Annotated in this window: 16 protein-coding genes and 4 pseudogenes; 7 read left to right on the top strand and 13 right to left on the bottom strand. The window is 36.4% G+C overall.

Translation table 11 applies throughout. The annotated features are described in order from the left end of the window. The first annotated feature begins 96 nt into the window (after positions 1-96). The 6 genes and pseudogenes from NSQ14_RS02410 to NSQ14_RS02385 all read left to right on the top strand — a co-directional run. Entirely contained in the window at positions 97-1,533 is a 1,437-nt protein-coding gene (locus tag NSQ14_RS02410) for a tagaturonate reductase (RefSeq protein WP_343190678.1), read from the top strand. Continuing rightward, positions 1,523-3,013, top strand: coding sequence for an altronate dehydratase family protein (locus NSQ14_RS02405; RefSeq protein WP_343190677.1), 1,491 nt, complete (start codon positions 1,523-1,525; stop codon positions 3,011-3,013). The genes NSQ14_RS02410 and NSQ14_RS02405 overlap by 11 nt, the downstream gene beginning before the upstream one ends. Positions 3,014-3,735: 722 nt before the next feature. Next, on the top strand, positions 3,736-5,343 hold the full coding sequence (locus NSQ14_RS02400; RefSeq protein ID WP_343190676.1) for a mannitol dehydrogenase family protein: 1,608 nt from the start codon (positions 3,736-3,738) through the stop codon (positions 5,341-5,343). A gap of 16 nt (positions 5,344-5,359) precedes the next feature. After that, a complete protein-coding gene (gene uxuA, locus NSQ14_RS02395; protein ID WP_110134128.1) occupies positions 5,360-6,433 on the top strand; it encodes a mannonate dehydratase in 1,074 nt (357 codons plus the stop codon). Positions 6,434-6,543: 110 nt separating this feature from the next. Beyond that, entirely contained in the window at positions 6,544-7,875 is a 1,332-nt protein-coding gene (locus NSQ14_RS02390) for a gluconate:H+ symporter (RefSeq protein WP_343190675.1), read from the top strand. A gap of 17 nt (positions 7,876-7,892) precedes the next feature. Next, a pseudogene (locus NSQ14_RS02385) lies at positions 7,893-8,120 on the top strand (5-dehydro-4-deoxy-D-glucuronate isomerase); the annotation flags it as partial. Positions 8,121-8,422: 302 nt separating this feature from the next. Here NSQ14_RS02385 and NSQ14_RS02380 read toward each other — a convergent pair. From NSQ14_RS02380 to NSQ14_RS02330, 11 genes and pseudogenes are all read right to left on the bottom strand, one after another. Then, positions 8,423-9,208 carry a transposase gene (locus NSQ14_RS02380; protein ID WP_425516398.1) on the bottom strand — a complete coding sequence of 262 codons (786 nt, stop codon included), beginning with the start codon at positions 9,206-9,208 and terminating at the stop codon, positions 8,423-8,425. 626 nt (positions 9,209-9,834) lie between these two features. After that, positions 9,835-9,969 (bottom strand): hypothetical protein, encoded by a 135-nt coding sequence (locus NSQ14_RS02375; RefSeq protein WP_346216821.1) that lies wholly within the window; start codon positions 9,967-9,969, stop codon positions 9,835-9,837. Beyond that, positions 9,944-10,450, bottom strand: a pseudogene (locus tag NSQ14_RS02370) (UPF0236 family transposase-like protein). The gene NSQ14_RS02375 and the pseudogene NSQ14_RS02370 overlap by 26 nt, the downstream one beginning before the upstream one ends. Next, positions 10,447-10,533 (bottom strand): annotated as a pseudogene (locus tag NSQ14_RS02365) (hypothetical protein); the annotation flags it as partial. The pseudogenes NSQ14_RS02365 and NSQ14_RS02370, both read right to left, overlap by 4 nt. A gap of 43 nt (positions 10,534-10,576) precedes the next feature. Further along, positions 10,577-10,792 carry a UPF0236 family transposase-like protein gene (locus NSQ14_RS02360; RefSeq protein WP_343190674.1) on the bottom strand — a complete coding sequence of 72 codons (216 nt, stop codon included), beginning with the start codon at positions 10,790-10,792 and terminating at the stop codon, positions 10,577-10,579. 145 nt (positions 10,793-10,937) lie between these two features. Then, entirely contained in the window at positions 10,938-11,180 is a 243-nt protein-coding gene (locus NSQ14_RS02355) for a UPF0236 family transposase-like protein (protein ID WP_343190673.1), read from the bottom strand. A 427-nt stretch (positions 11,181-11,607) separates the two neighbouring features. After that, positions 11,608-12,951 (bottom strand): GH1 family beta-glucosidase, encoded by a 1,344-nt coding sequence (locus tag NSQ14_RS02350; protein ID WP_343190672.1) that lies wholly within the window; start codon positions 12,949-12,951, stop codon positions 11,608-11,610. Positions 12,952-13,165: 214 nt separating this feature from the next. After that, the gene (gene yicI / locus NSQ14_RS02345; protein WP_343190671.1) at positions 13,166-15,493 is read right to left on the bottom strand and encodes an alpha-xylosidase; all 2,328 of its coding nucleotides are present in this window, start codon (positions 15,491-15,493) and stop codon (positions 13,166-13,168) included. A 29-nt stretch (positions 15,494-15,522) separates the two neighbouring features. Beyond that, on the bottom strand, positions 15,523-16,347 hold the full coding sequence (locus NSQ14_RS02340) for a carbohydrate ABC transporter permease (protein ID WP_343190670.1): 825 nt from the start codon (positions 16,345-16,347) through the stop codon (positions 15,523-15,525). Further along, a complete protein-coding gene (locus NSQ14_RS02335) occupies positions 16,344-17,207 on the bottom strand; it encodes a sugar ABC transporter permease (protein WP_343190669.1) in 864 nt (287 codons plus the stop codon). The genes NSQ14_RS02340 and NSQ14_RS02335 overlap by 4 nt, the downstream gene beginning before the upstream one ends. Before the next feature lie 99 nt (positions 17,208-17,306). After that, positions 17,307-18,596 (bottom strand): ABC transporter substrate-binding protein, encoded by a 1,290-nt coding sequence (locus NSQ14_RS02330; protein ID WP_343190668.1) that lies wholly within the window; start codon positions 18,594-18,596, stop codon positions 17,307-17,309. 255 nt (positions 18,597-18,851) lie between these two features. Between NSQ14_RS02330 and NSQ14_RS02325 the strand changes: the two are divergent. Beyond that, a pseudogene (locus NSQ14_RS02325) lies at positions 18,852-19,907 on the top strand (IS30 family transposase). A 315-nt stretch (positions 19,908-20,222) separates the two neighbouring features. Here the strand turns inward: NSQ14_RS02325 and xylB are convergent. After that, complete coding sequence (xylB, locus tag NSQ14_RS02320) at positions 20,223-21,737, bottom strand: xylulokinase (protein WP_346206938.1); 1,515 nt, start codon at positions 21,735-21,737, stop codon at positions 20,223-20,225. A gap of 92 nt (positions 21,738-21,829) precedes the next feature. Continuing rightward, positions 21,830-23,146: a xylose isomerase gene (gene xylA, locus NSQ14_RS02315; RefSeq protein WP_041844719.1), complete on the bottom strand. Its 1,317-nt coding sequence runs from the start codon at positions 23,144-23,146 to the stop codon at positions 21,830-21,832. Positions 23,147-23,284: the final 138 nt, after the last annotated feature.

Genomic DNA, 23,284 nt, shown 5'->3' with positions numbered 1-23,284 from the left:
AAAACTATTGAATAAATTTGAAAGCGGATTATAATAAGGATTGTAAGAACAAATAGGAAACTTAATTTCCAAATAGGAAATAAAGGAGGGGCGGAATTGAAAAAATTATCTAATTCGTACGTGAAAGATTTGCAGCGGTACCCAACAAAAGCCATTCAGTTTGGAGAAGGAAATTTTCTTCGGGCTTTTGTAGACTGGCAGATTCAGCAAATGAACAAACGTGGGCTTTTTCAAGGAGGAGTGACGATTGTACAATCATTGCCTAGTGGAAGAGTCGGGGAGCTTGCTGGACAGGACTATTTATTTACAGTCATGCTGGAAGGAGTGCAAAATGGAAAAGAAGTCCAATCCCATGAGATTGTTTCATCCGTAAATAACGGGATCAATCCTTATGAAAATTACGGTGCTTATTTACAACTGGCACATGATGACAACATCCGGTTTATTTTTTCCAATACGACGGAAGCCGGCATCGTCTATCATGATGGAGACGTATTATCCGACCGTCCTCCCGTCAGTTTCCCAGCGAAACTGACGGCACTGCTCTATGAAAGATATAAGGCCGGAAAAAGGGGGTTTTACATCATTCCTTGCGAGCTCATTGAAAATAATGGCAAGGTACTGAAAGAAATTGTACACCGTTATGCGGATGAGTGGAAGCTTGGCAAAGATTTCAGCAGCTGGCTTGAATCAGAAAATACTTTCTGCTCCAGCCTAGTCGACCGGATTGTCCCGGGTTATCCGAAAGACCGCGCAGAAAAACTTTGGGAAGAATGGGGCTATGAAGATACGTTAATTGCTAAAGCAGAACCGTTTCTCATTTGGGTAATTGAAGGTCCCAAGGAACTGGAAGAAGAACTGCCGCTCAAAAAAGCGGGGCTGAATGTCGTGGTCACCGATCATTTAAAACCGTACCGCGACCGGAAAGTGTACTTACTAAACGGCCCCCATACAACAATGGCCTGCCTGGCGCGGCTTGCCGGTATTAAAACAGTCGGCGGGGTAATGGAAGATCCCGATTTTTACCGGTTGATTGACTGCGAAATGTTTGCGGAAATTATCCCGTCACTGGATTTGCCAAAAGAAGAGCTGACAAGTTACGCGGCGGAAATTCAGGAACGTTTCAGAAATCCGTATATGGAACACCAGCTAGATGCGATTGCTTTAAACAGCGTTTCAAAATTTAAGGCACGACTATTACCCATGTTGGAGGAACATGTAAAAAGATTCCACAAAATCCCGGTTAGAATTGCATTAGCATTATCCGGGCTGCTGAAAATTTACGGAGATCAGGATCATGCCTCTGCTAAAGCGATTGATTTGCCAAATGTTTTGAAGGAATTTTCAATGGCATATCACTCTGACCGCTATGTTTGGCATATTTTAAGTAACGAAGCCTTATGGGGAATGGATTTGACTAAAATTGACGGTCTGCTCGCCCAGGTTGAAAAGGGCTTACAGTTGATAGAAAAAGAGGGCGTTCGCAGGGCAGTGCAGCAGGCCAACGAGGAGGCATTACAGGTTGAAAAATAAAACCATTCAGTTGAATCCCCGGGATAATGTACTCGTTGCTCTTCAGGATTTAGAGCCGGGTGATGTCCTAACATCCGGGGACAGGACGATCACCGTAAACGAAGCAATAAAAAGAGGGCACAAAATTGCTTTAGAAGATATCGGAGAGAACATTGACATTATAAAATACGGGTCACCCATTGGACATGCTACAAAAAAGATCAAACAAGGCTGCTGGGTCCATACCCATAACGTCAGTACCAATCTTTCCGGAAAAGTGGAATACGAGTACAAGCCGGAACTTCATCCCCACATCTTTCCGAAAGACAGCCGTACTTTTAAAGGATATTTGCGGAAAAACGGAAAAACCGGGATACGCAATGATTTATACATCATCCCGACCGTCGGATGCATCAATATGATCGGTGATCTGCTCGTTGACCAATTTAAGGCGAATCACCCTGACAACGGTGCATTTGATGAAATCATTTTGTTTAAACATCCATACGGCTGTTCCCAGCTGGGGGATGACTTGCAGAACACCCGCAAAATTTTAATGGATGCTGCCACCCATCCGAATGCCGGCGGTGTGCTTATCTTCGGGCTTGGTTGCGAAAATAACCAGCTGGAAGAATTGAAGGCACAAATGGGGGAATTTGATGAAACACGCGTAAAGTTTATGATTTGCCAGGATGTTGAAGATGAAGTGGAAACAGGCATCCAACTATTGGAAGAATTGAATAAAGCTGCAAAAGATGACCAGCGGATCGATCTGCCATTATCGGAACTGAAAATCGGGTTGAAATGCGGCGGCTCAGACGGGTTTTCGGGCATTACCGGCAATCCGCTGCTTGGGAGATTTTCAGATTTTGTCATTTCTCAAGGCGGCACCACTGTTTTAACGGAAGTTCCGGAAATGTTCGGAGCTGAAAAAATGTTAATGGCCCGTGCAAAAGATGAGATCGTATTCAATAAAATTGTGTCACTCATTAATCATTTTAAAGATTATTTTGCTTCTTATGGGCAGCCAATCTATGAAAATCCTTCTCCGGGCAATAAGGCAGGGGGAATTACCACTTTGGAAGACAAATCTCTTGGCTGCACGCAAAAAGCAGGAACATCCGCAGTAGTCGATGTGCTGGAATACGGAGAAAAACTAAGGGAAAAAGGGTTATCCCTCCTCCAGGCACCCGGCAATGATCTTGTTTCTTCAACTGCACTTGCAGCGGCGGATTGCCAGATGGTTCTGTTCACAACTGGCAGGGGCACGCCGTTTGGAACATTTGTGCCAACAGTTAAAGTATCAACAAACACTGAACTTTACGAAAAGAAAAAGCAATGGATTGATTTTAATGCGGGGCGGCTGCTGGATGAAGAAATGGACGAAGTAGTGGAACAATTTATTTCTTTTATTCTTGAAGTCGCGAGCGGGAAGAAGACAAAAAGTGAGATTCGCCATATGCATGAGATTGCAATATTTAAGAACGGAGTAACAGAGTAAATAAATTATAAAAAAAGAGGAGGAATAAGGGGATAAATGTATCAAAAAATTGGTAATACAAATTAGACTATAAAAAATGCATTTTGTTATTAAGTTCATCAGAGAATGTTCAAATGGATTTTTTTCTTGAGATTCAAGCAAACTAGTAAGAGACTGAAGGTACTAATCTGTTCGAAAGCTCCCTGTTAGATAGCCAAGAATTATTTTAATATAAAGAGCTCCAAGGGTGATTCTGACAGAGCAAGCCGTTTGTCCTTATATTTTTTCTTGAAGAACTTGGCATACTTTACTTCTACCTTCTATCAAAGGAACCTTTCTGCAAGACGGGCGAAATAATGTTCTTTATTTAATTTTCTATCAAATAGAAGGAAAGTAAGAAATTTCTTCTATAAAGGTTATTCGTAGTTCGGTTTTTAGTACATATTTATGGTCATCAAGTGCAAGTTTTTACGTGTTTCCACTTTATATTTTAGAAAAGTGCCAATTGTCAAATTCGTAATTTCTGTTTGTTAAGCAAGCCCTAAGTATTGTCCAGAACTATGTACATTCTAAAGTTGCAGAAGTAAGAATATAAATGAAATTAATTTTTTTCTAATGAAATTATGTACCTTATTATTAAAAAATAAAAAGTAAATTAAAGATATAGGTAAGTAGGAAAACTAATTTTCTTAATAATAAACATTTTTTATCTTTAAAAAAAGAAAATGGGGGAATTTTAAAAAATGCTTTTTCTGCTTCAAAAAGAAATAGAAGAAAAAAAAGAAGAATTTACAATTCGAGGTATTAGGCTGCCAAAATTTGATCTAGAAAAAGTAAAAAAGAATACGAAAAATACACCAACCTGGATTCATTTTGGTGGAGGAAATATCTTTAGATGTTTCCATGCGAAAATTCAACAACACCTAATTGAAAATGATCTAGCCAATACCGGAATTATTGTGGTAAATATTTTTGATGATGAAGTGGTAGAAAAAATCTATCATGACCATGATAATTTGACATTAATGTGTGTAACAAAAGCTGATGGTTCAATAGATAAAGAAGTAATTGGGAGTGTTGTGGAAAGCTATTTTTATTCAGATCAATCTTCTGCATCTGTTGACAGAATAAAAGAGATATTTAAGTCACCTTCCTTGCAAATTGTATCTTTTACAATTACTGAAAAAGGTTATAATTTAAAAAGCTCTTCGGGTGATTACTTGCCAATTGTGAAGGAAGATATTGAAAATGGGCCAGAACATGTCAAACATGGAATGTCCATCTTAGCATCTATGTTATTAGAAAGGTATAAATGCGGTTCATTTCCGATTGCTTTGTTGAGTACCGATAATTTTTCCCATAATGGTGATAAGCTGAAATCCTCTATATATGAAATTGCAAAGCACTGGAAAGAAAAAGGCTTTGTTGATGATGGATTTATTAATTATCTATTAAATGGAGACAAAGTATCATATCCATGGAGTATGATAGATCGCATTACACCAAGCCCATCTCAAGTGGTTGAAGATTTATTAAAAGAACTAGGCTTAGAATCAATGGAAATCATTCAAACTAAAAAAGGATCGGTTTCAGCACCGTTTGTCAATACTGAGGAAACACATTACCTGGTCATAGAAGATGATTTTCCGAATGGGCGGCCTCCATTTGAAAAAGCTGGTGTTTACCTCACTGATAGAGAAACAGTTGATAAAGTTGAAAGAATGAAAGTTTGTACTTGCTTGAATCCGCTTCATACGTCAATGGCGATTTATGGTTGTTTATTAGGATATACATCGATTGCAGAAGAGATGAAAGATCCGGAAATTAAAAAGCTTATAGAAAAAGTTGGGTATCAGGAAGGTTTGCCAGTAGTAATCAATCCCGTGATTATTGAACCTAAAAAGTTCATTGATGAAGTGATGGAAAAGAGGCTTCCAAATAAAAATATTCCAGATACACCACAAAGAATTATTTCCGATACATCACAAAAACTTGCGATTAGATTTGGTGAAACGATAAAACTTTATAAAGATCAAGCAAAAAACTTATGTTATATTCCACTGGTAATAGCCGGATGGTGCAGATACTTAATGGGACTGAACGATGAGGGAAATACCATGAAATTAAGTCCGGATCCTTTGATTGAAGAACTTCAGGGATATATTTCCTTATTAAAATTAGGTGATCCGAATTCGGTTAAAGATCATTTACAACCTTTGCTTTCAAACCAATCTATTTTTGGTGTGAATTTATACAGTGTTGGACTTGGAAAAAAAATTGAGGGCTATGTAAGAGAATTAATTGCTGGCACAGGTGCAGTCCGAGCAACATTAAAGAAATACTTGACATGAGAGGAGTAGATTTGACATGCAAATGATATTCAGATGGTTTGGTGAGAAAGATGATAAGATTACACTTCAACAAATCAAGCAGATTCCGAATGTAAAGGGGGTAGTTGGTGCGCTGTATGATGTGCCTGTCGGGGAAGTATGGCCTGAAGACAAAATCAAACATATGAAAGACGTTGTGGAAAAAGCGGGTTTAACTTTGGAAGTTATTGAAAGCGTTAATATCCATGATGATATTAAAATTGGATTGCCATCAAGAGATCAATACATCGAAAATTATATTCAAACAATCAAAAAATTATCAAAATATGGTATTAAAGTAATTTGTTACAATTTTATGCCTATTTTTGATTGGACCAGAACAGATTTGGCATTTGAACTTGAAGATGGATCAACCGTTTTGTCCTATGATCAAGCTATTGTTGATAAAATCGACCCAACCAATATGGTAGAGTCTTTGACAAGCAATTCAAATGGTTTTGTTATGCCAGGCTGGGAACCGGAACGGCTAAAGGAAATAAAGAGGTTATTCGAAAAATACAAGGATGTAGACGAAAATAAATTAACTGCGAATCTGAAATATTTCTTGGAAGCAATTATACCAACATGTGAAGAATATGACATTAAAATGGCTATCCACCCAGATGATCCACCAAAGGGTATCTTTGGATTGCCAAGAATTGTAAAAAACTTTGATGATTTAAAGAGAATCGTGGAAATGGTAGACAGCCCAAGCAATTGTCTGACATTATGTACCGGATCATTAGGGGAAAATCCGGAAAATAATGTGCCGCAATTGATTAGATATTTTGGGGAAAGAGACAGAATCGCCTTTGCACATTGCCGGAATATTAAATTTACAAGTGATGTGAATTTCCACGAATCCGCTCATTTATCTGAACTAGGATCTTTGGATATGTACGAAATTATGAAAGCATTCCATGATGTCGGCTTTGACGGATATATGAGACCCGATCACGGCAGAATGATCTGGGGTGAAGTTGGCCGTCCTGGTTATGGCTTATATGATAGAGCACTAGGGATTGCATATCTAAATGGATTGTGGGAAGCGTTAGAAAAGCAGGTATCTTAATGAAGTAAAAATACTCAATTATAATTATCTAATCATCAGTTTTGTGAGCAGATGATTAGATAAGGGTTCAAGTAGAGATAATTGTTCTTTATTGAAGGAGGAAAAAAATAATGGACGTGTTTTTTTCGTTTTTATGGGTGGCTTTAGGAATTTTATTACTTTTGCTTTTTAATTTGAAGTATAAGATGCATAATATCTTAGCACTTCTATTGGTTGCATTATTTGTAGGACTAATGGAAAGAATGGATATTGGTAAAATTGCAACGACAATTGAATCTGGCGTCGGGAGCACAATGGGTTCGCTGGCTTTAATTGTCGCACTTGGAGCGGTTATTGGAAAATTGATGACAGAATCAGGTGCTTCTCAAAGGATAGCGACAACAATAATCGATAAATTTGGGATAAAATATTTGCAATGGGCTTTAGTTTTAATTGGTATTATTTTTGGTATGGCCATGTTCTATGAAGTAGCATTTCTCATTGCAGCACCACTTGTTATTAGTATTGCAAAAGAAGCTAAAATACCATATATGAAGTTGATTATTCCAACTGTTACGGGAGCAACTATGGGGCATAGCCTTTTTCCTCCACAACCTGGTCCTATGGCACTTGTATCAGCATTTAATGTAGATGTGGGTCAAGTTTATATAATTGGAGCAATTGTTATCATCCCATCTGTTATATGTGCAGGAATTATTCTACCAAAATTTTTAAGGAATTTAGATAAACTTCCTTTGGCTGATATTCTCAAGGCTCCTAAAAAATTTACTGAAGAAGAGATGCCTAAATTTGGGACTAGTTTATTGGTACCTCTTATTCCAGCAATTATTATGGTAATATCTTCAATTGTTAAATTTTTCACAAATGAAAATTCAATGTTATATAAATTAGTTTCATTTTTTGGTAGTGCTGAAGTTAGTATGACGATTGCTTTATTAGTGGGTATGTACTTTTTTGGGATAAAAAGAGGAATGGATGGACAAACTATTCAAACACATATGTCAAAAGCTATTTCAGAAGTTGCAAATGTCATTTTAGTAATTGCCGCCGGAGGTGCATTTAAACAAATCATTATTGATAGTGGGGTAGGGAACAACATAGTAAAAGTAATGGAGCATAGTAGTTTATCACCTCTAATTTTAGCTTGGATACTCACTGTTGTTATCCGACTTATGACTGGACAAGGAGCCGTTTCGGCGATTACTGTTGCTGGTATAATGCAGCCTATGTTAAGCAGTTTTAATGTTAGTCCAGTACTTATGTTGCTGGCAATAGCTTGTGGAAGTAACACAATAACTTTAATGTATGATGGAGGATTTCTATTATTCCAACAAACACTAGGTATTTCTATGAAAGACACTTTTAAAACATGGGGATTATTAGAATTAGTAAACTCTGTTGTTGGATTGATAGTTTGTTTATTATTAAGCATAGTAATTTAGCAATCTCATAAAATATGAACACCATGCCAATCCATACGCATGAACGGCGCATGGAAACGTATTTGTACTTTGATATGTAACTGGTTACACAGATATTCCATTTTATGGGTACGCCGGATGAAACCAAGCATCTTATCCTATCTTCAGAACAGGCGGTGATTTCCCCAAGCTGGTCGATCCATTGCGGGGTAGTGACGAGCAATTACACGTTTAACTGGGCGTATGTGTCAAGTTTTTCTCGATAGAAGCTTTTTGCGATGTTAAAATTTTTATCTTGTTTCACAAAAAAGGTGACTCTTCTCCAATCTTGAAAATTAACCAATAAATGATTGAATTCCATAAATTGGTTTTTTTAAACACCAAAAAAAAGCACACGAATCCTGTTATCCACAAAACTCTTTTTGTGGATGATTTTTAAGTCAGAAACTTATCCACATGTGGATATTCTAATTTTTTATGCGCTAACTAAACTACGCATCTTCTCGGGCTGGTTCTCTTTTATCGGGCCCACCGCCATGGCTAACATGACGCATAGCGATAGCCCGCATCAAAGTTTCATCTTATTCATGCCTCGAATGGTATGAAGCTCAAACCCAAAAGAGACATCCAGTCGACTATTTACACGCTCGACCGCAGTCCGCTTATTATATTCCCTTTTCCACTTATAGCTTGAACGATCTATCGGCGTGAAAATGCGACGATCTTCAGACAATGGAATCCGTATCCCTTGCACAATCGGGCATTGCGCTTGACCCTCACAAGTAATGCCCATTTGCTTTGCAGGGCAAAGTTTTTTTAGGGTGCTTCGATCCCTTTCAAAACCACCGTTACACATTACGCGCATCTTTCCTGTTTCTGGGCACACACAAGATATAGTCTTGTTCTTCTGTTTAGAAAACGATGAGATTGCTTTGCTGTCCATCGCTAAATGTTTGCCAAAGTCTGGTAACCATTCAGATAGTTGATTCACTAATGTAAGGAACATCTCATCGATCATCGTTATATGATCCATTAACTTTTTTAGAAATTGTGTATAGGACCATGGAGATGGCACTTGTCCTTCAACACCACACATATCTCGTAATTGACCATTACGAGAAAGCTCCCGGCGTAGCTTCTCAATACTTTCATGTTGAAACACGATACCCGCCAATACGGAATTCCACATGGCATGAACGGGATAGTCGTTACGACCTTTCCCTCTTTCCCTTTCAAGACTCTTCATTAACTCTTCATCAGGCATGTACTCGAACACGAGCCGAAGTCGTTCTAAATCTCCAAGTTCATCAATTTCTTTCCACGTAAATAGACTCATTTGTGGTATAATAGCCATACAGGTGACCCCCTCAGTGTTAAAATTTGTTTTTTGGTTATTAACTATTTTAACTTACTGTTGGTGCGGCTTCACCTGTTTTGTTTTATTGGGGTGAATATTCCCCAACCTTCTTTTTTGTGCTAATTCTATTTGTTTTTGCCTCTTTTTTGGGGGAAAGTTTTTTTAATCCCCTTTATAAGTCCTTGAGCTACAAGGAGTTTGTAACATCGCAATTACCTCGATAGGGTCAGCCCTGAGGAGTAAATTTATCGATTTCTAGATGTTCTATGAAAAAACGACTTATCCACAGTTGGAGAATTTTCCCATCTGTTTTTCTACTCTAAAAGTCAAAACGAACCGAAATTGCTTATTTTGTTTTTTGAATTGTGGATAACTTGAGTATGTGTAAAATTTTACTTGAAGGGCAGATGAGTGGAAAAAAACGGGAAGATGCTCTATCATTTAAATGTATGCTAGACTGCGAATACATTTAGAAATAGGTCTTCCTATGGATATTGCTGGATTATTAAAGGGTACAAAAAGTCTGGACTGAGTCAAGTATTTATGGGCAATTTTTTATCCCTTATTAAATATAAGCGGATTCACATATTTATGGTAACTCCTTGGTGGAATTTTTCTATTTTTTAAAAGTCTCTTAATGCTTTTAAAGCCTGATATATTGGTATATTTGACTTGCCTTTTAAGTACGTTAGATTGTCTCTTGTCACTTCTTCAACTGTTCTTGTCACCTTTTTAACATAATACTTTGATGATTTCATTTCCTCCTTGTTCTCTGTCCACCGGTCCATTCGTCCAAAGACGGTCTAAAAACCATCTTATCAAATATGCCACTAAACCTGTCATCATGGCACTTACACCATTATCTCCCCAGCTGCATCCATTTTTTAATCTTTTGGCAAAAACACTCATCGTGGCTTCTGCACCTCCCATTGGACGCATTCCGTTTGTATCAATCCCATGCTCCTCCAGCCATTTTCGATAGTCACCTAAAGCTTCTGGGGACTTCTCCAATTGCCCAATAAGAGCCTCTAAGCTTTCTTCCTTCGTCTCATCTTATAATGTCCCCACTGCACTATTTAATTCTGTTAAGAGTTTTTCTCCATCAGAAGTTGCCAAAGCCTTACGGATTTCTTTGTAACGAGAATGGTTACGAAATATACTACAAATTTCCTTAGCTACATGGAAGCGTTCAATTGTAAAGAAAGCCCTGTTATGAAAATAATTGCGGCATTCTGTTATCCATGGAGCTCCATCCCCCCATTGATGACCAATTTATGAAATGTTGGATCATACTCAAAGTTCTCTATGAGAAAATCCTCAAATGCTTCCCAATACGGTTGCCCTCCTTTGTGGACAAAAAGGCGTTTATTCTTTAATTATACTCGTTTTCCGTTCGTTCACTTCCCATCCCTGATAAATCACCACAATTTTCCCTTCCTTAGACCTTTTTCGCTTGCCTTGGCGTTTGATATGGATCCCAACTACTTCTGCAAATAAAATACGATTGAGTACACGTTCTCGCTTTTTAGGGATGCTTGCTGTTTGTAATAAGTGTTGACGGATGGTCTCATGACTAATCACTTTGTAGCCTAGAAGTCCCTAACGATTGAGTCGCATGACCGTATGAGGTTCCACGAACAGCTAATTCTATGGCTGCTTCCTCCACGAGAGGACTGAATCCCCCAGCTCCTTCATATTCAAGATAACTATCAAGAAGGTAGACAATTTACCCTTTTTCACGGTCTCGATAATTGTACCGATTTACCTCTATTTCACCAAAAAGACTGTCCATCAAGATTTTCCGTTTTTCTACTAATCGGTACCGCTTTTTGTCTCTTTCGGTGGATATTTGATTATCTATCTCTTCTAAAACTTTTTCCATAACTATGCGGAATGTTTCCTGTAATTGCCTCCAAACCATTTGCTCAATTTCTTTTAAATTCGGGTATTTTATGCTATTCTTTTCCATGAGGGATAACTCTTTTTTGTAGTGATTTGTTTTGTCGACTATCATTCTACCAAGGAGTGTCCCTTTTTTCATGAATTTTGCCTACATTCCTACCGCGCTATCGCTTGCTTCCCCCTTCATTTAGTGAACGATAAATTGCTCAATAAATGAAGGGGGTAAAATTTCTGCCCACAATAATTTTACTCATACATAATGTTATGAAAAATATGACCTGAGATAGTAATTAAATTTTACTTATTGGTGTCCAAAATCTTGACTTAAATCCATGAAACCTTAACGATACGACATCACAACAGTTCATTGGCTACATTTCTTCGCTAAGGTTCTAAGTTTTGATTTATCATTTATTAAGAAACTAATAATTTATTTATCGGATATGTAAATGTGACCCAAAGTTTACTAATCCCTTCTTTCAAAATAAAATGATTTAAAATTCAAACCAGTTATTTCCAACCAGTTTTTTATACCAATAAAAGCTATCTTTTTTCGTTCGTTTTAATGTGTCGTAATCAACGTGAACAATTCCAAATCGTTTACTATATCCTTCTGCCCATTCAAAGTTATCCATTAATGACCATAAAAGATATCCTTTAATATTAACACCAGATTCAATTGCACGACTTAAAGCAACTAAATGTTGTTTTAAATATTTAATACGCTTCTTATCCTTTATCTTCCCATTGATTGGTTCATCGTTGTAGCAAGCACCATTTTCAGTTATATAGATTGGTATATTCCCATAACGGTTGTTAATATAAGTTAAAACCTTATAGAACCCTTCTGGATATACTGGCCAATCAATTTCTGTCCGTTCATAACCCATTTTGATATATTCAAAATCAAATAAACCTGAGTTTTCTTTATAACGAGCAATATACCCTGTGTAGTAATTTATTCCTAAAAAGTCAATTGGTTGATTAATTGATTCTAAATCTCCATCTTGAATATGTAGCCTCACACCTTTTTTTCGGAACCAGTCAAGCATAAATTGAGGATATTCTCCCTTGAAAACAGGATCCATAAACCACTCTACATAATGACCAATTTCTCGATGACAAGCATCAATATCTTCCTGTTTATCACTGAATGGCTCTAGCCATGTTGTATTTGGTGCATAACCAATTTCTCCTTCAATATTTAATTCACGAAATTTAGAAACAGTTTTACCATGTGCAATCAAGAGATGGTGGGAGATATCAGTTGCTAATTGCAAATCTTGATTACCAGGAGCATGTGTACCTATATAATTTGATAAGAATGAAACACACCATGGTTCATTTAATGTAATCCAATATTTAATTTTCCCATTAAATTCTTTGAACATTGTTTCGGCATAATTGACAAAAGCTTCTATTGTTTCACGGTTGGCCCATCCCCCTTTATCTTGAAGTGCTTGTGGCAAATCCCAGTGATACAAAGTGCACATTGGTTCAATTCCATTTTCCAATAATTTATCAATAAACTTATGATAGAATTCAATTCCCTTTTGATTAATTTTTCCTGTTCCATTCGGATAAATTCTTGGCCAAGAAACTGAAAAACGATAAATATTTATTCCTAAATCTTTTATTAACTCAATATCTTCCTCATAACGATGATAACTGTCACAGGCAACATCTCCATTGTCACCATTTTTCACTTTACCAGGTGTATGGGAAAATGTGTCCCAAATAGAAAGCCCTCTTCCATCTTCAAAAGCGGCTCCTTCTATTTGATAAGAAGCCGTTGCTGTACCCCACTTCATATCTTTTGGAAATTTTATAATTGACATATAAATTTCATCTCCTCGTATAATAATTGGACATATTTTACATCCCAAAGATCTAACCATTTTCGTATGAATTCATAGAATTACTTGGGTATCCCGTTATATTTCTAGATAATGATGATAGGATCATTATTCAGAACAATTTTTCCTTGCTCCTTTAATATCTGAAAGGACACATCTTTTAAATAGACATGTCCTTATTTTTTAATTAAATGTTTTAAAGTGAAATTGTGATATAATCTGTATACTCATCCGGAACTACTTTCATCCCCAAATCCGTTTGTTCAAAAGTGCCATTATGAATCAGCGATATATTATAAATATTTCTCAGAATTAAACTCCATGGTTTACCAACAACAGAATGAATAACCTTGACTTTTAATTCTTGACCACTCCTTGCAACATTTACAATTAAGTCAATTTCTGATTTTTCATTACGTACAATTGCAGTTGCAGTTTTCCCATCTTCTAATGCAAAGACATGAAGTTCAACATTACTTGCATAATCATAATCAGCACGAGAGTCAATAGACCCTAAAGCAATAATTGAATTTGGTTTTACATATAGAGGTAAGCTTAAGTAATCATGGTGCTCCAATCTCCATGTCCCACCGTTAACCTCTTCATTTGATAAAAGATGTGTCCATCTACCCTCTGGTAAATAAAAGGAAACGTCTCCCTTTTCATTGAAAACAGGTGCAACTAGTAGTGAGTCACCGAACATATACTGGCGATCAAGCGTTTCAACTGCTGGGTCACCTTGGAATTCAAGGACCATTGCCCTAGTCATTGGCAAACCAAATTGTGCTGCTTCATTTGCCAAGTTAAAAATATAAGGCATTAACTTAGCCTTCAGTTTTGTGAAGAATCGAGCAACTTCAACAGACTCTTCATCATATGCCCAAGGGACGCGGTATGACTTACTTCCATGTAAACGACTATGACTTGATAAAAGTCCAAAAGCAAGCCAACGTTTAAAAAGATCCGTCGATGCAGTGCTTTCAAATCCTCCTATATCATGGCTCCAGAAACCAAAACCTGCCAGACCTAAAGATAATCCACCACGCAAACTTTCAGCCATGGACTCATAGGTTGCATCACAATCACCACCCCAATGTACCGGGAATTGTTGCCCACCCGTAGTCGCTGAGCGTGCAAACAAGGTAACTTCTCTTTCGCCACGTTTTTCCTTAAGCACATTAAATACAAGTTTGTTATATAAGAATGAATAATAATTATGCATTTTAACAGGATCGGAACCATCATAATAAACAACATCCGTTGGGATTCTTTCGCCAAAGTCCGTTTTAAAAGAATCCACACCCATATCAACTAACCGGCGTAAATGATTTGCATACCACTCACATGCAGCAGGATTAGTAAAATCAACAATCCCCATACCAGGCTGCCATTTATCCCATTGCCAGATGTCTCCGTTAAATTTTTTGATTAAATATCCTTTTTCTACAGCTTCATTGAATAGTTTCGATTCTTGGGAAATATAAGGATTAATCCATATACAAATCCGCAAACCCTTGTCTTTTAATCTTTTCAGCATACCTTCCGGATCAGGGAACATTTTTTTATCCCATTCAAAATCGGTCCAATGAAAGGCTTCCATCCAAAAACAATCGTAATGGAAGACTGATAATGGAATGTCTCTTTCTTTCATCCCATCTACAAAACTATTTACCGTTTCTTCATCATAATTTGTTGTAAATGATGTGGATAACCATAATCCAAATGACCAGGCAGGTGGAATAGTAGGTTTACCTGTTAACGTCGTATAATTAGTAATCGTATTTTTTATGGAATCACTTCCAAATATAAAATATTCTAATGATTCACCTTTGACACTAAACTGAACCTTCGATACTTTTTCTGAAGCGACCTCGAAGGAAACTTTCTCCGGATGATTAACAAACACACCATATCCCTTATTTGAAACATAAAAAGGAATATTTTTATAGGCTTGTTCTGACGCTGTCCCTCCATCTTCATTCCATATATCAACAGTTTGTCCGTTTTTTACAAATGGTGTAAATCTTTCACCAAGTCCATAGATATATTCACCAACACCTAAGCTTAGCTCCTCACGCAGATAAGTACTTTGATCTTTTGTATTAGTAATATGTGCCATGGATTTAAAAGAACTCTTGGTTAATTTTATTCCATTATAAAAATATTGTACTTCCCATGGTCCTTTTTTGTTTATCCTTGCACTCGTTTTTCCACTACTAAAAATGATCTCCTCTTCATTTTCTTCAATAGAATATGGAACTTTCTGTTCGTTTAATTGAAATTCCGGGCCTCTTTTTCTCTGTCCTTTATGATGATATATTTTTACACAAATCACATCTTCCATGGGCGTTGAAAATTCAACCGTTAATATTGCCGTATCAAGTTGAGATGCACGTTCCGATAGATCCTTTGGGGCAACTAATACTCTTAGTTTATTATCAACTTGATAAGCTTTAAAAAATTGAACACCAGAAATTAATTCTAAGCCATCACGTATTAACCAAAATCCATTTGTAAATTTCATTTGATCACCTCATCCTTGTGAATTTAAAACTATTTTGTTGCACCATCAGAAATTCCTTTAATGATATATTTTTGTAAAAACATATAAACGATGATAATTGGAATGATAGCAATTATCAAAGCTGCTAAAGCTAAGTGCCATTGTTTGGAGTATTCACCAAAGAAGTAAAATGTCTTTAGTGGTATGGTATACATGCCTTCCTTATTAATTACTAAAGAAGGTAGTAAATAGTCATTCCAGAACCATATTGCGTTAAGGACAATAACTGTTACGGTTGTAGGTTTTAACATAGGAAAGATAATATATCTAAAAATTTGGAATCTATTAGCCCCATCAATAATCGCTGCTTCATCAAGTGAAGTAGAAATACCTCTTAAGGCACCATAATATAGAAAGATAGCCATAGCAGAACCTAAACCAAGGTACATAATTATTAGACCCGTTCGATTTAACATATCAACCTTACCAAAGATAGATATTAGTGGTATCATAATAGATTGAAATGGTATTAACATAGAAATAGCAAGAGAGAAATAAATAACAGAACTTAACTTACTTTTATTCCTTGAAAGTGCGTAGGCAGCCATAGACGAACAGAAAACCAGAACCAAAATACTGATTACCGTAATAAAAACCGAGTTAGAAAAACTTTGAACAAAATCAAGTTCAGTAAATGCTTTTGGGTAGTTCTCTAATGTTAAGTCTTCAGGCCAATTTAATGTATTTCTGAAAATCTCGCCTTTAGTTTTGATAGAATTAATAAAAACTAGATAGAAAGGATAGATCCATAAAAGAGAAATCAGTACACCAATAATTCCTAAGATAATAATATTTTTTCTTTTAGCTCTTTTCATAGGTCGGTCTCCCTTCTTCTAGTAATATATAATTGGATGATTGAAATCAGTGCAATTATTATCAGAAAAATAATTGCCTTTGCTTGAGCATAACCCATATCTTGCACTTTAAAGGCTGTATTATAAATATTCATTGCAGTCATTTCAGTTTGACTAAAAGGGCCACCATTTGTTAATGCCATATTTTGATCATAAATTTTGAAGGCGTTTGATAGTGTTAAAAATAGACTGACGGTAAAAGCAGGAGCTATCATTGGAAACTTAACTTTCCAGAATTTTTGCCAAGAATTTGCACCATCAATTGATGCAGCCTCCATTAATTCTTCAGGAATGTTATTTAAAAAGGAGATATAAATTACCATTATATAACCACTCATTTGCCAAGTAAACAAAATAACTAAACCCCAGAAACCAGTTTCAGGTGTTGATAACCATCCACTAAAAAAATCCAATCCAGTCAGTGTTGCTATTCCTTCAAATGCTTTTAGAAAAATAAATTGCCAAATAAAGCCAAGAATAATACCACCTATCAAGTTAGGCATAAAAAATATTGTTCTAAATACGGTACTTAGTTTTCCAAATTTCTGTGTAACTAATAAAGCTAATGCCAAACCAATGACATTTATTAATATAATTGAAACGACTGAAAACTTTGTTGTAAACCATAAACTATTTAAAAATTGGGTGTCAGATATTAAGTTTTTATAATTTTCAAATCGGACAAAGCCTTCAACTGTAAACCCGTTATATTTCGTAAAGGAATAATAAATTCCAATTAATAATGGTAAGACCAATACGAAAAACATTGATAATAGGCATGGTGCTAAAAAAGCCCAGTATGAAAAACTTTTATTTTTCACCCTTAGCCCCCCTTTTCTAGTTACTATAAAACTACAGAGATAGATAGAGATTTCCTATCTACCTCTGTCTATTGCTCATAGCATAATTAGTGTTGATATTTATCGCATAGATTCATAACTCTGGCTTGTTGTTTTTTCAAATTCATCCCAACTGATATCTCCAATCAAATATTTTTGGAATACAGGGAACAAGCCTGTTTGGAACCAACCATTCGGATATTGGTTATGAATCCAACCCGTTGTTTTCCCCTCAGATAAAAATTGGTAAACGGTTTTTGAAACAGGATCTTTTATCGTATCAATATCATATCCTGTATGTGCCGGGATGTATTTAAAGTCTTCGACTATAGCTTTTTTGCCTTCATCTGAAGTGTACATCCAATCTATAAACTTTTTAGATTCATCTACTACTTCTTTATCTTTCTTTTTATTTATTCCCCAATACCAAGATGGTCCAGCACTTATTGTTCCTTCTGTATCACTACTTACATAGAATGGTAAGATTCCAAGTTTCTCCTTGGAAAAGCTTGGATCAATACTGTCTAATGTTGGTACTATCCAGTTACCTTGATGAATGATTGCAACTTTTCCATTAATAAATAAATCTTCTACAGATGTACTGTAATCTAACGATAAAATTGGTTGTACATTGTATTTATTAACTAAGTCAGTATATTCTTTCATTCTATCTCCATATTTCCAGGCCAATGTCTTCGATTCATACGCTTTTGTTAAACTATTATCAAATTCTGGAGCTGTGAATTGATTTGAGTATTGATTTACTACCCAGTCTTCTTTTCCACTGAAGGCAAAGACCGCTTCCAATCCAAGTTCGTCCTTTTTGCTGTCAATCGTTTTTACGGCATTTTCAAAGTCCTGATAAGATTTAATTTCATCTGGGTTAATACCCGCTTTATTGAATATTTCCTTATTAATCAACCATCCAAATCCTTCAATATTCATTGGAATACCATAAGGAACTCCATCTAAAGTTGCACCTTCCAATGTTCCTTCTGTAGCTGTTTTTGCTGATTCCATATTAGAAACATCTAAAAGATAATCTTTATATTTTTCTGCATCAGACAATCCACCAAGTAAGAAGATGGCAGGATCTTCGCCTGAGGAAAATTTTGCTTGTAATGCAGAAGGAGCATCTTGACCTCCCCCAACAGTTGTTACATTAATTTTTACACCAGGATTTTCACTCTCATATTTTTTAGTTAAATCTTCTAATTGATCCTTCGTTTCTACTTTAATATTAAAAATATCTAGTACTACTTTATTACCACCTGATTTCTTGTCACCTGAACTGTTATTTCCTGAACAACCAACTAAGGATAATAAAACAACCATTAATAAAGAAAATACTCTAAAAAGTTTCCTTTTCATAATTGATTCCCCCACTTTTTAATAATATAGATGATGCATTCATTTAATTACTACTTACTTCGTTTGTTGAACAAAGTAAGTGTAATTACATTGTAAACCTTTTCAATAAAATAATCAATACTTTTGGACGTTTTTAGAGATATTTATAAGGTTAGTTGTAAAATTAAATGCAACGGTAAAAAAGTAAAAACCATAGATAAATCCGTGTTATGATTAAGTGGCCGTTTAAAACATAATCATATGGAGGGATTATCTATGGTTCAAACTAAGTCTACCACAAATAAACGCACATTTACACATCTGACTGCCTTTGATCGTGGCCAAATAGCGGCTCTACATAACGAAGGTAAATCTTTACAAGAAATAGCGGATGTCATTGGTTGCCATAAAAGCACCGTTTCCCGTGAGTTGAAACGTGGAACGGTTCAATAAATAAAATCAGATAGGAACTACTATAAAGTCTATTTTCCAGAAACAGCTCAAATACGATACGAGAATAATCGCAAAGCATGTGGTGCCAAGTTAAAACGAGATTAAGCCATTGATTTCATTCAATTTGTTGAAAAGAAAATCTTAGATGACAACTGGTCTCCTGATGCGGCTTGTGGATACGCCAAACTTCATACTACCTACGGTGAGCATATTGTTTGTACAAAAACGATTTATAACTATATTGATAAAGGGCTAATTGCTGTTAAAAATATCGATTTGCCAATGAAGTTGAGACGTAATACCAAGACAAAGCGAATACGTAAAAATAAGCGTATCCTTAGCCAAAGTATTGAAGAATGACCAGCAGAAGTTGAACAACGGCAAGAATTTGGACACTAGGAAATCGATACCGTCGTTGGCAAAAAAGACAAAAAGGATGAAGTTCTCCTTACGCTTACAGAACGTAAGACTCGTGAAGAACTCATATTCAGAGCTGACGGTAAGAACAGCCAAGCGATCAATACCATCATCAAACAACTGCGCCATAAATATGGCACTCCATTTCATCAAATTTTTAAAACCATTTCCTCAGATAATGGTTCTGAATTTGCGGAGCTAAGTCTATCCGTCCAAGATGAGAAGACAACCGTTTATTTCACACATCCCTATTGCTCTAGTGAAAGAGGGACAAACGAGAGACATAACGGGAACGGTCTCATTCGACGTTTTATTCCAAAAGGAAAAGCCATTTCTTCTGTATCCGATGTGACCATTACCTATGCAGAAAAATGATGTAACAGCCTACCTCGGAGGATCCTAGGCTATAAGACACTAGAAGAATGTTTCCAGGAAGAGCTTTCCCGTTTGGCTTCTTCATAATCTGAATAAAGGCTTTAGCAACTTGACATGGAGCCTCCAGCAGGCATGATTCCCAGCCAGGAAGCCAATCAATAGTGAGCTGACTGTGCCTACAAGGCTATCATGCCTGCCCCTTCATGTAAAGTTGCCCATTTAATAGTTACTAAACAAAGCTTAGAGCCCTTAATCTAACACGGTTTAACAAGTTATTCAGAAGGCGTTTCATTTAATATTGTCATTTAAGGAGATATTTATAATTTTCATTATCACTACTAATCTATCACCTACGGACAAAAATCTAATGATTTCTTTCAGTAAATTCTCTTTTTAAAGAAATCAATCTAGCAATGTCGATGTTCTAAATTTCCTTAAATCTTCACTTATCGAGGCTGTTTTTTCATATACTTCTTTATAAAGGGCAAATAACTCACGATACCGCTTAACATTTTCAGGAATTGGTTCATACACTTTGACGACATCCAAAAATTTATCTGCACATTGGTCCAAACTGTCAAACCAACCGCATCCATATGCAGCAAGCATAGCAGCACCCATACCCGGACCTTGCTCACTTGCTAATTTCATAATTTTAGCACCGAATATATCGGCTTGGATTTGCAGCCAAGTTTCATTTTTGGCACCGCCACCAATTGAAATAATCGTGTCAATTTTCTTGCCGGCTCCCCGGAAGATTTCGATTGATTCATTTAAGGAAAAGGTAATCCCTTCAATGACAGCCCTTACAAAATGTGCCCTTGTATGTTTCGAATCGACTCCGATAAAGCTCCCCCGAATATTGGCATCAGGATGCGGTGTCCGTTCCCCAACGATGTAAGGGGTGAACAACAAACCATTCGAACCAACCGGGACTTCTTCAATTTCCGACACAAAATCATTGAAGTTTTCATTATTTGCAAATACCTCTTTAAACCAACTGAGACTGTATCCTGCAGCTAAGGTCACCCCCATTGTATAGTAGGCATTTTCTTTTGCGTGATTGAAATAATGTACTTTCCCTTTAAAATCAAGATCTTTTGTTTCTTCATAAGATAAGACTACACCGGAAGTTCCGATACTACACAGCGTTTTATTGGATGAGAGAATGCCTGCCCCAATTGCTCCACATGCATTGTCCGCACCGCCAACAAATACTTTTGTTGACGCACTTAACCCTGTTTTATCGGCAAAGTCTTTTGTAATGGTTCCAACAAAATCACTGGATTCGACTAATGGGGGACAAATGGATGAGTTGATTCCTAATGCATCACAAAGTTCTACACTCCATTCTCTTTTGGTAATGTCCAAAAGCAATGTACCTGCTGCATCCGAGTAGTCCATATGAATTTTTCCGGTCATTCGGAAACGCAAATAATCTTTTGGTAGCATAAACACATGAATTTTTCCAAAAATATTTGGCTCATATTGTTTTACCCAAAGAATTTTTGGTAAAGTAAAGCCTTCCAACGCAACATTCTTCGTAATTTCAAGAAGTTTTTCCTTTCCAATAATACTATAAATTTGTTCACATTGTTCTGTTGTCCGTGTATCATTCCAAAGAATCGCATTTCTAAGTAATTGCAGTTGTTCATCTAATATAACAAGTCCATGCATTTGACCTGAGAAACTGATTCCTTCTATATCTGACGGATTGCCGTGAAAATTTGCAACAAGTTCGACCAATGCTTCGGTCGTTTTTTCCACCCATTGGTTTGGATCTTGCTCACTGTAACCGGACTTCTCTTGGATTAACGGGTATGATTTCGAAACTTCCCCGGCAACCATACCCTTTTGATCGACCAATAAAACTTTTACAGAACTGGTCCCCAGGTCTACTCCTATCACATATTTCATTTCACATCTTCCTTTTTCACATAATGGAAAAAACAGCTGAACCCGTTTGAGAGTTCAGCTATTAATTTTTTTTAAAGGGGGGTTATTCGTATTTAAAAAGCAGTTAACAAATATTGGTTAACCAATGCCCGTAATTCTTCAACACGGCCGGATTCATTTTTGAATTCTTTCATGTCTAGAACATGTTCTTCTAATGTTTTGAAATCTGCTTTCCCTTGGATGATTTCTTTGCCAATCCCTTCATTGTAACTTCTGTAACGGTTTGCAATGAAATCATCGAGAACATGATCTTCAATTAATTTATGTGCCACTTTTAGACCAACTGCAAAACTATCCATGCCTGCAATATGGGCACGGAATAAATCTTCCGGTTCAAAGGAGCCTCTTCTGACTTTTGCATCAAAGTTTAAGCCACCTTTGCCCAATCCGCCATTTTTAATAATTTCATACATTGCGAGAGTAGTTGCATTAAGATCTGTTGGAAATTCATCCGTATCCCAACCAAGTAGTGGGTCACCTTGGTTTGCGTCAACTGAACCAAGCATCCCGTTGATTCGGGCAACACGTAATTCATGTTCAAAGGTATGTCCGGCTAATGTTGCGTGGTTTGCTTCAATATTAAATTTGAAATATGGATCTAAGTTATATTTTTTCAAGAAAGCAATTCCTGTCGCCACATCAAAATCATATTGATGTTTAGTCGGTTCTTTCGGTTTCGGTTCAATTAAAAATTGACCGGAAAAACCGATTTCTTTTGCATAATCAACAGCCATTTGGAAGAAGCGTGCCAAGTTGTCTTGTTCCAGCCCCATATCTGTGTTTAGGAGTGATTCATATCCTTCACGCCCGCCCCAAAATACATAGTTTTCTGCACCTAGGCGTTTCGCAACTTCCAACCCTTTTTTCACTTTTGCCGCAGAGAAAGCAAATACATCTGCGTTGCAAGAAGTTGCCGCACCATGAACAAAACGCGGATGAGTGAACATATTTGCCGTATTCCAAAGTAGTTTGGTTTTGCTCGTTTTCATATAATCTTCAATCATATCAACAATTTCATCAAGGTTTTTGTTTGTTTCCCGAAGCGTTTCTCCTTCTGGTGCGATATCTACATCATGGAAACAGAAGAACGGCGCATTCAGTTTTTCAAAGAATTCAAATGCTGCTTCAACACGAGCTTTTGCTAACTCCATTCCTTTCAGATGATTCCATGGGCGAATCATATTACCATGACCAAATGGATCTGTTCCGTCATATGTGAATGTATGCCAGTAAGCAACACCAAAACGTAACCATTCTTCCATGGTACGGTCGCCAATTATTTCTTCCGGATTATAGAATTTAAATGCTAGTGCGTTTTTAGATGTTGGTCCCTCATATTGAATTTTGGAAACGTTTTCGAAGTATGCCATAGTAGTTCCTCCTAATTTTTCAAAATATCTATTTATATTCATAACAACCACAAACAAATTATAGCATGTAATAACTAGTTTGTCCATTAGATAAACTAAGTTATTGATAACTTATTTTTCTTTTAGATTCTTAAATTT

The organism is Caldifermentibacillus hisashii, assembly GCF_039654145.1.
Classification (GTDB): Bacteria; Bacillota; Bacilli; order Bacillales; family Caldibacillaceae; genus Caldifermentibacillus; species Caldifermentibacillus hisashii.
This window is presented reverse-complemented; position numbering and strand designations above follow the sequence as displayed.